9 protein-coding genes and 3 pseudogenes are annotated in these 14,640 nt (G+C 70.4%); 6 read left to right on the plus strand and 6 right to left on the minus strand.

Going from position 1 to position 14,640, the window contains the following annotated elements; translation table 11 throughout:
- Positions 1-67: 67 nt before the first annotated feature.
- Positions 68-424: a hypothetical protein gene (locus ACIBL4_RS18315; protein WP_399411165.1), complete on the minus strand. Its 357-nt coding sequence runs from the start codon at positions 422-424 to the stop codon at positions 68-70.
- Between the two features lie 17 nt (positions 425-441).
- Here ACIBL4_RS18315 and ACIBL4_RS18320 point away from each other — a divergent pair, with 17 nt between their 5' ends.
- From ACIBL4_RS18320 to ACIBL4_RS18340, 5 genes and pseudogenes are all read left to right on the plus strand, one after another.
- Positions 442-1,131, plus strand: coding sequence for a hypothetical protein (locus ACIBL4_RS18320; RefSeq protein ID WP_399411167.1), 690 nt, complete (start codon positions 442-444; stop codon positions 1,129-1,131).
- Between the two features lie 68 nt (positions 1,132-1,199).
- Positions 1,200-2,549, plus strand: a complete 1,350-nt coding sequence (locus tag ACIBL4_RS18325) for an MFS transporter (protein ID WP_399411575.1) — start codon at positions 1,200-1,202, stop codon at positions 2,547-2,549.
- Between the two features lie 130 nt (positions 2,550-2,679).
- Complete coding sequence (locus ACIBL4_RS18330; protein ID WP_399411169.1) at positions 2,680-3,084, plus strand: PaaI family thioesterase; 405 nt, start codon at positions 2,680-2,682, stop codon at positions 3,082-3,084.
- Between the two features lie 28 nt (positions 3,085-3,112).
- Positions 3,113-3,757 (plus strand): TetR/AcrR family transcriptional regulator, encoded by a 645-nt coding sequence (locus ACIBL4_RS18335; RefSeq protein WP_399411171.1) that lies wholly within the window; start codon positions 3,113-3,115, stop codon positions 3,755-3,757.
- A gap of 98 nt (positions 3,758-3,855) precedes the next feature.
- Positions 3,856-4,041, plus strand: a pseudogene (locus ACIBL4_RS18340) (sensor histidine kinase); the annotation flags it as partial.
- Between the two features lie 608 nt (positions 4,042-4,649).
- On the opposite strand, the gene ACIBL4_RS18345 reads toward ACIBL4_RS18340, so the two are convergent.
- Both ACIBL4_RS18345 and ACIBL4_RS18350 read right to left on the minus strand, forming a co-directional pair.
- A complete protein-coding gene (locus tag ACIBL4_RS18345; protein ID WP_399411173.1) occupies positions 4,650-5,399 on the minus strand; it encodes a TIGR03943 family putative permease subunit in 750 nt (249 codons plus the stop codon).
- A pseudogene (locus ACIBL4_RS18350) lies at positions 5,396-5,671 on the minus strand (permease); the annotation flags it as partial. The gene ACIBL4_RS18345 and the pseudogene ACIBL4_RS18350, both read right to left, overlap by 4 nt.
- Between ACIBL4_RS18350 and ACIBL4_RS18355 the strand changes: the two are divergent.
- Positions 5,670-6,176 (plus strand): annotated as a pseudogene (locus ACIBL4_RS18355) (triphosphoribosyl-dephospho-CoA synthase); the annotation flags it as partial. The pseudogenes ACIBL4_RS18350 and ACIBL4_RS18355 overlap by 2 nt on opposite strands.
- A 109-nt stretch (positions 6,177-6,285) precedes the next feature.
- On the opposite strand, the gene ACIBL4_RS18360 reads toward ACIBL4_RS18355, so the two are convergent.
- The 3 genes from ACIBL4_RS18360 to ACIBL4_RS18370 form a co-directional block, all read right to left on the minus strand.
- Positions 6,286-8,751 carry a SpoIIE family protein phosphatase gene (locus ACIBL4_RS18360; protein ID WP_399411175.1) on the minus strand — a complete coding sequence of 822 codons (2,466 nt, stop codon included), beginning with the start codon at positions 8,749-8,751 and terminating at the stop codon, positions 6,286-6,288.
- A 97-nt stretch (positions 8,752-8,848) separates the two neighbouring features.
- Positions 8,849-12,847: a HAMP domain-containing protein gene (locus ACIBL4_RS18365; RefSeq protein WP_399411177.1), complete on the minus strand. Its 3,999-nt coding sequence runs from the start codon at positions 12,845-12,847 to the stop codon at positions 8,849-8,851.
- Between the two features lie 713 nt (positions 12,848-13,560).
- Complete coding sequence (locus tag ACIBL4_RS18370; protein WP_399411179.1) at positions 13,561-14,406, minus strand: RNA polymerase sigma factor SigF; 846 nt, start codon at positions 14,404-14,406, stop codon at positions 13,561-13,563.
- Positions 14,407-14,640: the final 234 nt, after the last annotated feature.

A 14,640-nucleotide genomic window follows, 5' to 3' on the forward strand; every position in this document is an offset into this window, starting at 1 on the left:
GGGCTCACCATGCCCGACATCGCACCTCCGCCCAAGCCGCTTGAGGCAGCGCCCGGGGTCACCTTCCTCACCGGCCCCACAGCCTTCTACGCCCCCCAGCGACCACACCGCCGACGGCCCACCCGTCCCCCTGGTGGTCGCCGTCCACGGAACACGACGCCGCGCCGAAGCACTCCGCGATGCCTTCGCCGACCGCCACAACTGCGTTGTCCTCTCCCCGCTCTTCCCCGCCGGAATCACCGGCCCGAACGACGTGGACAGCTACAAGCTCCTCTCCCCTGCCGGATTCCGCCCCGACGAAGCCCTGCTCCACATGGTCGACGAGGCCGCGGCCCGCTGGCACGTGCGCGCCGACCGCTTCCACCTCCACGGCTTCTCCGGCGGAGGCCAGTTCGCCCACCGCTTCGCCTACCTCCACCCGCACGACTGGCGTCCCTGTCGGTGGGCGCGCCCGGGCGCGTCACCCTCCTCGACCCCACGACGACGTGGTGGCACGGCACGGCCGACATGAAGGAACAGTTCGGTACCGACGCCGACCCGGTAGCTCTGCACGGCCTTCCCGTGCAACCGGTCATCGGCGAGAACGACACCGACGCAGCCGGACTCGCACCGGACGACGAGCGCCGGCCCGTGCCCGCGGGGACCAACCGCATCGAACGTATCAACGCGCTGCGCGCCAACTGGCACGAACACGGCATCGACGCACGCCTCGACATCGTGCCCGGCACCGGCCACAACCACTTTGCGGTCCTCCCCGCGGTCCAGCGGTTCCTCGAAACACACGTGTCCACGTCCTCGCCCCCGTGCACCGGAGGTCCCACAGCCGTGACCCACCACCGACTCGGTCCACAGATCACCCAGCTGATGGCGCACCACTCGCCGACACCGCGGCGGACGCCGCGACCCGAAGGTGCGAGGCCTTCCGCGGTCTCCTCGACAGCACCGCCGACGGACCGGCTCCATGAACGCGACTTCGTCTCGCTCACCGACCGGGGGCACGAACGGTGCAGGGGCGAGCGCCTCGCCCGTCAGGCGTGGCTCGCCCGGGCCATGCAAGAGCACGGCCCCGAGGAGGAAGTGCGGGCGGTCATCACCGCAATGGCGAGGCTCGACAAGGTGGCGCAAGCGTGACTCGGACCGCCGCGCGCAGACAGCGTCGGGCAGAGAAGGGCGGCTTCGACCGCCGCCTGATCGCACCTATGATCCTGGGCTCGATCCTCAACCCCGTCAACTCCTCGATGCTCGCGGTCGCGTTGGTCCCCATCGGCCGCGCCTTCGGCGTGCCGCCCTCGCAGACGGCGTGGCTCGTCTCCGGCCTCTACCTCGCGACAGCCGTCGGCCAGCCGGTGATCGGCCGGCTTGTCGACGCGTTCGGTCCACGTCGGCTCTATCTGCTGGGCACCGCGCTGGCCGGCCTGGCCGGCCTGCTCGGCACTCTCGCTCCGGACTTGTGGGTACTGGTCGCCTCCCGCGTCCTCCTCGGATTCGGAACCTCGGCGGCCTTCCCGGCGTCGATGTCGCTGCTGCGCGCCGAGTCCGACCGCACCGGCCGGGAGAACCCGAGTGGCGTCCTCGCCGCGCTGTCGATCTCCAACCAGGTCATCGCGGTCGTCGGCCCGGTCCTCGGTGGCCTGCTGATCGGCGCGGGTGGCTGGCATCTGATCTTCGGCATCAACGTGCCACTGTCCCTCATGTGCCTCGTCCTGGGCGCACTGTGGCTGCCACGTGCCACGCCCTCGGGCGGGACGACACGTATCGATGTGCCGGGCATGCTGTCGTTCGCGGGATCACTGACCGGGTTCATGTTCTTCCTGATGAACCCGGCGGTCGCACACTGGTATCTGCCGGTGCTCGGCCTGGCCGCGGGCGCGGTGTTCGTCCGCCGCGAACTGCGCATCGCCCAGCCGTTCATAGATCTTCGAGTCCTCGGCGGGAACGTACCGCTGCTCGCCACGTTCACCCGGCAGTGCCTCGCCCACACCACGTCGTACGCCTTCTTCTACGGCTACAGCCAGTGGCTCCAAGAGGGCCGAGGGCTCAGCGCGTCGCAGGCCGGGCTGCTTCTGCTGCCGCTGTCGGCGACGGCCATCGGTGTCACCGCACTCACGGGTCGCCGTAGCCGGGTGCGGGGCAAACTCGTCACCGGCGCGCTCTTCCAATGCCTCGCCTGCGGGGCGTTGTTGCTCCTGCGTGCCGACAGTCCGGTCTGGCTGCTCGTCGCACTCAGCGCGGTCGTCGGTATCCCTCACGGGCTGATCGGGCTGGCCAACCAGAATGCCCTGTACGCACAGGCGGACCCGGCCCGCATGGGCTCGTCCGCGGGACTGCTGCGCACGTTCATGTACAGCGGCGCACTGTTCGCGGCGGCGGCGAGCGCCGTGTTCTTCCGCGGCGGCGCCACCAGTTCCGGACTGCATGCCATGGCCTGGTTGCTCATCGGTGTGGCTGCCGTGTTCCTGGTCCTGTGCGCAGCCGACCGGTCGCTGGGCCGCGTCGGCACAACAGGCGGCGACACGGCACCCGCTCTCCGCAAGGCGACTTCCCCGTAGCCGTCGTACGTCAGTCGTGCACCGTGTGGACCACGGGGACCCGCCATGCAGGTGCCCGTCCGAAGTCCCTGGTTGACGAGCTGAGTTAACGTCGATAACTTATCGTCCTCGACTCAGATGGGAGCAGCCCGTGCCTACACTCGCAGCCGAAGACGTCTACGCGCTCGCGCCGTACGCCAAGACCCTCGGAGTCGTGTTCGACGAGATGGCGGCAGCCGGCGTTCGAGCCACGCTGGCGCACGATCTCTCGCTCTCCACCGTGGGCGGTGGCCTCCATGGGGGCGCGTTGATGGGACTCGCCGATGTGAGCGGCGCCGTGTGCGCCGCCCTCAACGGTCCGGCCGGCGCCGCACCGGCCACCGTGGAGTCGACCACGCACTTCCTTCGGCCGGCACACACAGACGTCGTCGCGACAGCTCGTCCCCTGCGTGTGGGGCGCAACACCGTCGTCGAGGTCGACGTGCACGATGCCGAAGGCGAACTGTGCGCCCGGGTGACCCAGGTCGTCACCGCGGTCAAGCCGAAGACATCCTGATGCCGCTCTCTCCCGAAGGCTCCCTTCTGTGACCGGCGCCCGCGTTCGCGCCGCCAAGGGCCAGGGCGGCCTGCTCCGCGACCAGCTTCTCGACATCGCCGATCAGTTGCTCGAAGACGGTGGCGCCGACGCCCTTACGATCCGCGCGGTGGCGACAAGCGCGGGAGTCACCCCGCCGGCCGTCTACCTCCACTTCGCCTCGAAGAGGGAACTCGTCCACGCCGCGTGCCTGCGTGTGTGGAGTTCACTGTTCATCGAACTGGAAGCAGTGTCCCGGGGGGTCCCGGACCCTGTGACGGCGCTCTACGAAACCTGCGTCGCCTACATCGCGTTCGGGCTTGGCCATCCCTCCCAGTACCGACTGGTGATGGATGGCGAGGCCACCGAGGCCAGTCGCCAGAACGAGGACGCGTGTTTCCGCTATTTCCGGGACAAGGTCGCAGCCTGTGCCGATGCCGGAGTACCGGTGGAGAGCACCACCGAAACCGCCAGACTGCTGTGTGCGGGCGTGCACGGCGCGGTTTGTCTCCTGATCCACCAGGAACGTGACGCATGGCCTGCGGACACCGCTCGCTATGCCACACGGGCGGCGTCCTCAGCCGTGCACGGCGCTCTTCTGACCGCATCTCACGCGTCCCGACCCGCCATGTCCGCCGTGACGCGGTCGGGCTGAACCAGCTTCGAAGACGGACTCTGGTTCTGGACGGCCCGCAGCGCCCGACTCAGCGGAGCCGCGCCGTACTCCGCCGCGCACATCATCCGAGCGAGCATGTACGCGACAACGGCCGCGGCGGCGCCAATCTCCCCGAGGCGGCCCGGGGCGGTGGCTTCGGACTCGTCGGCCTCAACGAACGCGTCACCGCGCTCGGCGGTCATATCCAGGCCCGCCCACGAGAGAACGTCCACGGCTGGGAGGTCGTCGCCATACTCCGGGCCGCCCGCGTCGACACCAGGTGAACATCCCGGCCGCGTCGCAGGCGCTGCCCGCGCGCCGCTGAGGAAGACAAGGAGCATGAAGGAGCCAGCCATGTGGCAGTCAACGGAGCACGAGGCGAGGCCGGATGCGAAGACAGGCACTGGACGTGCGGACCGGCATCTGCCCCGGGTCGCCGCGCTGGCTACGACCGCGCTGATCGTGGCGCAGTTCCGTGCAGCGGGCCACGGACATGCACAGACCACAGGACCGGAGCGAGTCGCGGGAACAGTGGTGCGGGTCCGTCCATAGACAGTCAACTCGTTGCGCCGTTCTGGTTCCGTGACAGGTGGTCCGGGTCGGGCTGGAGACGGTGAGCACCTCGGATCGGATCTTGTGCGTGTGCAGACGCCGACGGGCCGCACGGATGTCCCCGTGCGGCCCGTCAGGGTCGGTTCGCGAGTCCTGTGCCTCAGACGCGCCGCAAGGTGGCGATCCGCTGCCGCGGCCCGTACGCCCGAAGGCGTCTGCTCCGGCTCTCGATCCGATCACGGACACGACGTGAGCAGGCGATCAGTCAGATATCGCCTATGACTCGTCCGCCGCCCTCGCCTTCCTCCCAGAGGACGCAGCAGGTTGCCGTCAGCCCGGGTCACCGCTTCTCGTACGGATTCTCCGGCTGCTTCACACGCTTCACGGAGATGCTGTCGAGGACCGGCGGCCATGCCTCCTCCGAACCGAGCTTGCCCTTGGGATGCCAGGTCCCGGTGACCGTCACCCAGGCGTCGGCGGGCGGGGCGTCGATGCCGCGGATCTGGATCTTGCCGGGTTGTGCGTCGGCCGCGCAGCAGAAGATGAGCAGGCGAGTGACGTACCAGGTGTCGCCGTCCTTGGTGACGAAGCCGGTCATCCGGATCGTGCGGCCCTTCATCGTCCTGCCGCTGTCGTACATCGCGCGGGACGTGAACTCCGCGAGCGTCAAGTCGACGGGGTCACCCTTCAGGAGCGCGGGAAACGTGCCGATCCCCTGGGACGCGTACTCCGCTGCGGAGCGTTCGGCGCTGTACGAGCCGAGGGCGGGCGGCGGGAAGAGGAGCAGAGAGAGGGCAGGGACGGTCAGCAGCCAGGCAACGCGGGGGCCGTAGCTGTGGTCGTGGTAGGCGCCGTTCTCGCCGTCTTCGCAGTCGGGTTGATCGCCGGCTCCGCTGGTGTCGTCGTCGGCGGACGACCGAGCCACCCGGACCGCCGCCGACCCGAGCAGCAGCAGTAACGCTCCCGAGGCGATCAGACTGGGCCGCAGCCCCGGCTGCACATACCGCAGATACAGTTCGCTGAAGAGAGAGATCCGCAGTACCGCCGCGCCGCAGAGGATCAGCACCAGCGCCGGACCGTACCGCCTCACAGCAACCACCACCCCAGGAGCACACTGCTCACCAGCGCGACCACGAACGTCGCGGCCGAGAACCGCACGGCGAATGCCTTTCCGAACGTCCCCGTCTGCAAGGCGATCAGCTTCAGGTCGACCATCGGCCCGATCACCATGAACGCCAGCCGGGCCGTCGGCGAGAACCCGCTCAGCGAGGCGGCGACGAAGGCGTCCGCCTCACTGCACACGCACAGCACAACGGCGAGTGCGGCGAGGAGGAGGACGGAGAGCCAGGGCGATCCGGTGAACGCCCTGTGGGTGCTCAGCCTGCTGGTCGCCGCGGCCGCCTTCGACCCGCGCGCCGGGGCGAAAGACGTGGCCGCGGCCGCCAAGCGCATCGCCGCCCACCCCGATCGACGGGCCCCGCGACGGCCCTCGCGCGGCTCGTCGATCTCGGCGAAGTACGGCGCCGCCGGGGCGCGGGGCGAGGCACGAGCCGGATTCCCGCACGTACGGCGGGCGTTGGACGCTCTCGCCGTCGCCCGCTCGGCCGGCGCCGATGAGAACGAGGCCCGCCTGGACGCCCTGCTCACCGTCATGTCCACCCTTCAGGACACCGAACTCCTGCACACCGCGGGCCCCGTCGGCCTCCGGCACGTCCAGGCCGGCGCCCACAGGGTCCTCGACGCCGGCGGTACGGCGACGGAGGCCGGCCGCGAGGCCCTGCACGCCTTCGACGCCGACCTGCACGCGCTCGGGTGGAGCCCGAGGGGGAGCGCGGGGCTGCTGGCGGGGGCGTTGTTCCTGGACTCCGGAGGAGCGGGCCTTCCGGAACTCCAGTCGTGGATGGCGCCTGACGTAATGTCATTCATCAAGGGCGAGTCGGGTTCGGCAGTGGTGCCAGCGGGCTCGGCAGGGTGCCTCACCCGAGCCGGATGCCCACGATGCACGTGTCGTCGTCGGTGTCCGAGTTGCTGTAGGTCAGCAGGCGGTCCAGCTGCTGATCGAGTGTGCTGGGCGCCGTGCGGGCGGTGGTCAGCAGATGGACCAGGGACTCCTCCACGGACCGGTCGCGGCGTTCGATCAGGCCGTCCGTGTACATCAACAGAGTGTCCCCCTCGGTCAGCTGAACCTCGGCCTCCTCGTACACGACCTCGGGCAGCGCTCCGAGCAGCATGCCCTTGACCAGGGGCAGGGCAGCCGCCTCACTGCCCTGGACGAGCACGGGCGGCAGGTGGCCGGCCCTGGCCCAGCGCAGCGTCCGCAGGGCCGGGTCGTACAGCCCGCACACCGCCGTCGCGGTGACGGCGCCCGTCAGGTGGTGCGCCACGATGTTGAGCCACGACAGCAGCTGGCCAGGCCCGGCGCCGGTCACCGCCAGGCCACGCAGTGCGTTGCGCAGGACGACCATGCTGGTCGCGGCCTCGATGCCGTGGCCGGCCACGTCTCCCACGCACAGCAGCACCTGCCGGGAGGGCAGCACGACGGTGTCGTACCAGTCGCCGCCCACCAGCTGCTCGGTCTCCGCGGGACGGTAGCGGACGGCCACCTGGAGGCCGGGGACCTGCAACGGTGCCTGTGCGGGCGGCATGATGGCGTGCTGCAACTGGAGGGTGAGCCGGTTGCGTTCGCTGGCCTGCTGCTCGGTGTGCGCCAGTTGGTCGCGGGTGGCGGCGAGGGCCACCTCGGTCCAGTGCTGGGCCGAGATGTCCTGGCAGGCGCCGCGGATGCGGAGCAGCCGGCCGTCGGTGTCGAGTACCGGCTCGGCGACGACGCGGATGTGGCGGGTCACCCCGTCCGGCCGCTGGAGCCGGAAGGCCGCGGCGGCCGGCCGCCGGTGGTGCAGCAGCGTGCGCAGGAAGCGGCGGATGGCGACGCCGTCGTCCGGATGCGCGTGGGCCGGCAGATTCTCCAGGGGCACCGGGGTGCTCGACTGCGGGCGCCCATAGAGGTCGAACAGCTGTCCGTTCCAGGTGATTTCCCCGGTCAGCAGGTTCTCCTCGAAGCCGCCGATGCGGCCGAGGCGCTGAGCGTGCTGGAGCAGGCTCGCCAGTCGCGCCGTCTCGTCCTCGATGCGCCAGATGAGCAGGACGGTGGTGCCGTGCCTGCTGATACTGATGTCCGCGATCGCCGAGAGGGGGACCTGGTCGACGAGGGCGGTGAGGTTCATCCGGCGTGCCCTGAAGGGTTCACCAGTGGCGTACACGCGCTCGATGCGCTGGAACAGCTCGCTGTCCCCCGCGGCCATCGGGTATGCCTCCAGCAGCAGTGCGCCGTTCACGACCGCGCGCGGCCGGCCGGCCGGATCCAGGAAGCGGTTGTTGACGTGTTGGATGCGGAAGTCCACCAGGTGCCCGGCGTCGTCGAGGTGCGGCACCAGGACCAGCGCCGGGTCGTGCAGCCCGTCGGCCAGGTCCATCAGCTCCGCGGCGTCCGGCAGCACGCGCGGCTCCTGGGCGGGACCGTGCAGCAGCGTGTAGGTCTCCAGCGTGTGGCCGCACAGCTCCGCCAGGGCCTCCACCTGGCGGACGATTTGTGGGGGCTGCGGCGCCAGGGGCGTCGGCCAGGCGATCTCCAGCACGCCGTGGATGCGGCCCCCGGTGCCGGCGGGCAGGGCGGCCCTGCCGCCGTGCGGATGGTGGTGCAGGCCGATGCTGGGCAGTCCGGTCTCCGCGAGGGACGTGATCCACTGACCCGTGCGCTCGGTGAGGCCGCGCCGCGCCACCGTCACCACATCCGGAGGGACGTAGCGCCAGCGTGCGGCCTCGGCCGGGGAGAACCCGGCGCTGCCCGCCAGGGTGAGCGAACCGTCGGAACCCGCGGCCCAGACGGCCACGGCCACCGCGCCGAGCGGGCGCAGCGCCTGCTCCAGCAGGGCTTCGGCGACTGCCTGTGTGTCGTCCGCGGCCAGCGCGCCGCTCTCCGCCGCGCGCAGACGTACGGCGGCCGATTCGGTCTTCGCCTCGTCCGCCGCCCTGGTGGCGGCGAGAAACGCGTCCGTCACCTCGGACATCCGGTCCCGGGCGGCCTGGTTGATGATGTCGACCGCGAGTTCAAGGGGCGTGACCTGGGCCTGCTCGGCCAGCTCGGCGAGCTGCCGGGCGGCCTGAGCCGGCCCGCACGTCAGCCGTTCGACCAGGATGCCCTTGGCGAGTTCGATCAGGGCGCGCCCCTCGGCATCCGCCTGGGCGGCCCGCACCTCCCGGCTGAGCCGTTCGACGGTGGCCGCCAGTCTGCCCACCGGTGAGGCGGGCGGGACGCCGACGGCATCCGCGGGCGGCCCGTCGGCGGAGGTCACCGGCAGGGCGGAGGACGCCGGGGGCGTGCCGGATTCGAGCTTCGGCTCACCGTCCTGACCCGGTTCGCCCGGACGCTCGGACATGCTCACGGTGTGAAGGCTCCTCGGCTGAAGCGCCCTGGGGCGCGGAACGGGAGGCGCTGCGGGGCGTCCGGCCCGCCCGGGTGCGGGACGGGCGCCGGCGTGCTCATACGGGCAGCCAGCGCCGGACGCAGGCGATGAGGTCGCGGGTGTCGACGGGCTTGGTGACGTAGTCGCTGGCGCCCGAGGCGAGGCTCTTCTCCCGGTCGCCGGGCATCGCCTTCGCCGTGACGGCGATGATGGGCAGCTCGGCGTACTGCGGCATTCTGCGGATCTCGGCCGTCGCGGTGTAGCCGTCCATCTCCGGCATCATCACGTCCATGAGCACGAGCGCGACATCAGGGTTGTTCACCAGCGTCTCGATGCCCTGACGCCCGTTCTCGGCGTGCAGGACCCGGAAGCCGTGGAGTTCCAGGATCCCGCTGAGCGCGAAGAGATTGCGCGCGTCGTCGTCGACGACGAGGACGGTACGGCCCGCCGTCGGTGAGTCGTCGACGGGATGCGGCGCCACAGGACGCGGTTCCTCGGGCCGGACCAGGGACAGTACGTCCCCTGGCTCCTCGGCGGACAGGTGCAGGGCGATGCGCTCGCGCAGTTCGTCGAGGCTGGACAGGAACTCCAGCGCCCCGCCCGCCGCGCGGGACCGCAGCGTCTCCTCCAGGACCAGGTCGGTGCGGTGACCGCTGTGCACCAGGACAGGGACACTCGCCAGCGCCGAGTCACCCTCCAGGGCCTCGAGGAACCGAGAGGCCTCGCCTTCCCGCGTGCCGAGCTCCAGGACGACGCAGTGGCAGGGTTCGGCCGCGAGGGCGCCCGCCGCCTCCTGCGCCCCGACAGCGGTGATGATGTCGACCGCGGGCCGCTGTCCACCGTCTTCACGGCCGTGCGTGAGGTCCGCGACCACGCTCTCCGCGACGAGGGTCAGCAGGCCGCGCGGCCTCTCCTCCACGACGAGCAGGCGCCGGGGCCGCGGTCCGGGCCCGATCCGGGGCACCGGTACCCGGCGTGACACTCCATCGGGGAGGGGCTCGGCCGGGACCCGCTCCGCGGTGCTGCCGTGGCCGAGCAGTTCCTCGAAGTCGGGACGGGCCACGGGCAGGAAGAGCGTGAACGTACTGCCCTGGCCGGGCGTGCTGTCCACCGTGACGGCACCGCCGAGCAGATGGGCGATCTCCCGGGTGATGGACAGGCCGAGACCGGTGCCGCCGTACTTGCGGCTCGTCGTGCCGTCCGCCTGCTGGAAGGCCCCGAAGATCGTCTCCAGCTGCTGCTCCGGGATGCCGATGCCGGTGTCCTTCACACGGAAGGCCACCACGGCGCCGCCCCGGATCACTCCCTCGGGCACCTCCTCGTCCACCGCCGGTTCGATGCTGAGCTGCACGCCGCCCCGCTCGGTGAACTTCACGGCGTTCGACAGGAGGTTGCGCAGCACCTGGCGCAGCCGCGAGTCGTCCGTGAGCAGGTCCGCGGGCGCGCCGGGGGCGGTCGTCACCGTGAAGTCCAGGCTCTTCTGCGTCGTCATGGGCCGGAAGGTGGCCTCGACGTACTCGATGAGCTGGCGCAGCGCCACCCGCTCGGGCGTGACGTCCATCTTCCCGGCCTCGACCTTCGACAGGTCGAGGATGTCGCTGATCAGCTGGAGCAGGTCCGAGCCGGCGGAGTGGATGATCTGCGCGTACTCGACCTGCTTCGGGGTGAGGTTGCGGGACGGGTTCTGAGCCAGCAACTGGGCGAGGATGAGCAGGCTGTTGAGCGGGGTGCGCAGCTCGTGGCTCATGTTCGCCAGGAACTCCGACTTGTACTTCGAGGCCAGCGACAGCTGCTGGGCGCGCGTCTCCAGCTCCTGCCGGGCCTGTTCGATCTGCAGGTTCTTCGCCTCGATGTCCCGGTTCTGCGCCGCCAGCAGCGAGGCCTTCTCCTCCAGGTCGGCGTTGGAACGCTGGAGTTCCTCCTGCTGTACCTGCAACTCCGCCGACCGGTCCTGGAGTTCGGCCGTCAGGCGCTGCGACTCGGCCAGGAGCTCGTCGGTACGGGCGTTGGCCACGATGGTGTTGACGTTGACGCCGATGGTCTCCATCAGCTGGGCCAGGAAGTCGTGCTGGACCTGTGTGAAGGAGGTGACCGACGCCAGCTCGATGACGCCGAGGACCTGGTCCTCGACGACGATGGGCAGCAACACCAGCGCCGTCGGCACCACCTGGCCGAGCCCCGAGGAGATGGTCACGTAGTCCGGCGGCACGTGGTCCACCGTGATGGTGCGCCGGCTGCGGGCGGCCTGACCGACCAGGGTGCGGCCGAAGGCGATGCGCGTGGGTCTGGTGTCGTCCTCCGGGTAGCCGTAGGAACCGACGAGCCGCAGCCGGGGGCCGTCGTCGCCGTCCTCGGCCAGGTAGAACGCCCCGTACTGGGCCGCCACCAGGGGGACCAGCTCGTCCATGATCAGTTCGGCGACCACGGGCAGGTCGCGGTGGCCCTGCATCAGGCCCGAGATCCGGGCGAGGTTCGTCTTGAGCCAGTCCTGTTCCTGGTTTGCCCGGGTGGTCTCACGCAGGGACTCCACCATCGAGTTGATGTTGTCCTTGAGCTCGGCGACCTCACCGGAGGCCTCCACGGTGATCGAACGCGTCAGATCGCCCTCGGCGACGGCGCTCGCGACCTCCGCGATGGCGCGCACCTGCCGGGTCAGGTTGCCCGCCAGCTCGTTGACGTTCTCCGTCAGGCGCTTCCAGGTGCCGGAGACGCCCTCCACCTCGGCCTGTCCACCGAGCCGTCCCTCGGTGCCGACCTCCCGGGCGACACGGGTGACCTCGTCGGCGAACGCCGAGAGCTGGTCGACCATCGTGTTGATCGTCGTCTTGAGTTCGAGGATCTCGCCGCGGGCGTCCACGTCGATCTTCTTCGACAGGTCACCCCTGGCCACTGCGGTCGTCACGAGCGCGATATTGCGCACCTGGCCGGTGAGGTTGTTGGCCATCGAGTTGACGTTGTCAGTGAGGTCCTTCCAGGTGCCCGCGACGTTCGGCACGTGCGCCTGCCCGCCGAGGCGGCCCTCGGTGCCCACCTCGCGGGCCACGCGGGTGACCTCGTCGGCGAAGGCCGACAGCGTGTCGACCATCGTGTTGATGACGTCCGCCAGCGCCGCGACCTCGCCCTTGACCTCGACCGTGATCCGCTGCGACAGGTCGCCGCGCGCCACCGCGGTGGCGACCTGGGCAATGGAGCGGACCTGGCCGGTCAGGTTGGAGGCCATGACGTTGACGTTGTCGGTGAGGTCCTTCCAGGTGCCCGACACGCCCCGCACCTGGGCCTGCCCGCCGAGGCGGCCCTCGGTGCCGACCTCCCGGGCGACACGGGTGACCTCGTCCGCGAATGCCGAGAGTTGGTCGACCATCGTGTTGATCGTGCTCTTCAACTCGAGGATCTCACCGCGCGCGTCGACGGTGATCTTCTGGGAGAGATCGCCCTGGGCCACCGCCGTGGTCACCTGGGCGATGGAGCGGACCTGGCTCGTGAGGTTGCCCGCCATGTGGTTGACGGAGTCGGTCAGGTCGCGCCAGACGCCGGCGACGCCCGGCACCTGGGCCTGTCCGCCGAGCCGCCCCTCGCTGCCGACCTCCCGGGCCACGCGCGTGACCTCGTCCGCGAACGCGGAGAGCTGGTCGACCATCGTGTTGACGGTCTCCTTCAGCTGAAGGATCTCGCCGCGGGCGGGTACGTCGATCTTCTGGGAGAGGTCGCCCTTGGCCACCGCCGTGGCCACCTGTGCGATGTCGCGGACCTGGGTGGTCAGGTTGCCCGCCATGGCGTTGACCGAGTCCGTCAGGTCGGCCCAGGTGCCCGAGACGCCAGGCACCTCCGCCTGACCGCCGAGCGTCCCCTCGGTGCCGACCTCGCGGGCCACCCGGGTGACTTCGGAGGTGAACACGGACAGCTGGTCCACCATGCCGTTGAAGACCTTGGCGATGTCGCCCATGAGGCCGTCGGCGTCGACCGGCAGACGGGTGCCGAAGTCCCCGTCCCGGACGGCCGTCAGGCCCGCCAGGAGCCGCCGCAGCTCCTGATCACCCGGCGAGACCTCGTCGCCCACGGCGCTGTTGCTGGTCATGCGCAACCTCGTTCCGATCCCCAGGAATCCTCGTCACCGAGAACTCCGAACCCCCCGAACCGATCGGCGGCTCGGCCGTCGTGCGTGCAGTTCCGCAGTTCACGGACGTACGCGAGGAAAAAATACGCCGCAGATTAACCCACGTTCCGGGCGCGGAACAAAGCATCGGACCCAGCCGGGAAGCGTGGGAATACGGACAGGCCGGAACGCGCATGCCCGTATGGAACAGGGGTACTGGACTCGGTTTCGCAGCCGGAGGTGCTCATCCCCGCAGTGGCGCGGCGGCGGGCGCTCGCCGGCGTGACGGAGCCGCCGATCTCGCACCGGTCGGACCTTTTTGCGGCGGGTCCGGCAAGGGCCCGCCAACGCGTTCGGCCACGCCGACGTCGGCGAACACCGCTTGACCGCACCCCGCCTGTCCGGCCCTCCATATGACGACCTCGTCGAGCTCGCTCTCGGTACTGGCGCCGGCCCGACTGCGGAGGCCAGCCGGCCGGCGTCCGCGTAGGCCGGCATACCGGCGCCCGTCCGCGCGGCGGGCGGTAGCACGGGAGAGGTTCTCCTCGCGACTGCGTGCGCAGGGCGATGGGGGGCGCCGCACGGACGAGGGGCGTGTCGGGCTCAGACGGGTGGGTGCTGGAGGTCGGCGTCGACCTCGTCTCCCGGTGTCTCCGCCCTCCCGCCCTCCCGTCCTCCCTCTCAGGCGTCAGGCGTCAGCGGGTGGTGAGCATGCCTTCACGCAGTCGGGCGAGGGTGCGGGACAGGAGCCGGGAGACGTGCATCTGGGAGACGCCCAGGCGTTCGCCGATCTGGGCCTGCGTGAATTCCTCGACGAACCGCATGTGGATGATCTGCCGATCGCGCTCGTCGAGTTCCGCGAGCAGCGGGGCCAGGGCGTGAAAGTCCTCCACCAACTCCAGGTCCGTGTCTGGGGCGCCGATGAAGTCTTGCAGGACCGCTTCGCCGTCCTCGCTGCCGTTGATCGTGGCGTCCAGTGAAGAGGAATTGTAGCCGTTGGCGGCCAGACGGGCCTCGCGAACCTCGTCCTCGGGCAGGCTCATCAGCTCCGACAGCTCCTTGACCGTCGGGGTGCGGCCCAGTCGGCCGCGTAGTTCCTCGGTGGCCCGGGCCAGCTGGACGCGGGCTTCCTGCAGTCGGCGCGGGACGTGCACGGCCCAGGTGGTGTCGCGGAAGAACCGCTTGATCTCACCGACGATGTAGGGGATGGCGAAGGAAGTGAACTCCGCCTCCCGGGACAGCTCGAAGCGGTCGATCGCCTTGATCAGCCCGATCATGCCGACCTGGACGATGTCCTCCATCTCCTCCGGCCCGCGGCTGCGGAACCGGCCGGCCGCGAAGCGGACCAGGGACATGTTCATCTCGATCAGCGTGTTCCGCGCGTACTGGTACTCCGGGGTGCCTTCCTCCAGCACGGCCAGTTGCTGGAAGAACAACTTCGAAAGTTCGCGGGCGTCCTTGGGCGCCACGCGGGACGGGTCAGCGACCTCCGGCAGCTCGGCCGTCCGCATCCGCGCTGCCGCCATGCTCGTGGGCGTCATGCCGTTCCCCTCCCGGATCGATCCCGCCGCCGCGGCCAGCCGAAGCGGCCGACGAGGCAGCGTCTACCCCCTCATGCCGCACCCACTCCTGAATGCGTCCGCCGGGTGGGTGGAGGCATTGGTCATCGTAGGCGCAGGCTGCGGACTGAGAGCAGGCCGGTGACGACACCCCTGCACGTCGGCGCATGCCCACCCCCGCCTCTCGCCTGCCGTCGTCGCACCCCCAACCCGCCG

Origin of the sequence: Streptomyces sp. NPDC050416, assembly GCF_044458845.1 — a bacterium.
Lineage (GTDB): Bacteria > Actinomycetota > Actinomycetes > Streptomycetales > Streptomycetaceae > Streptomyces.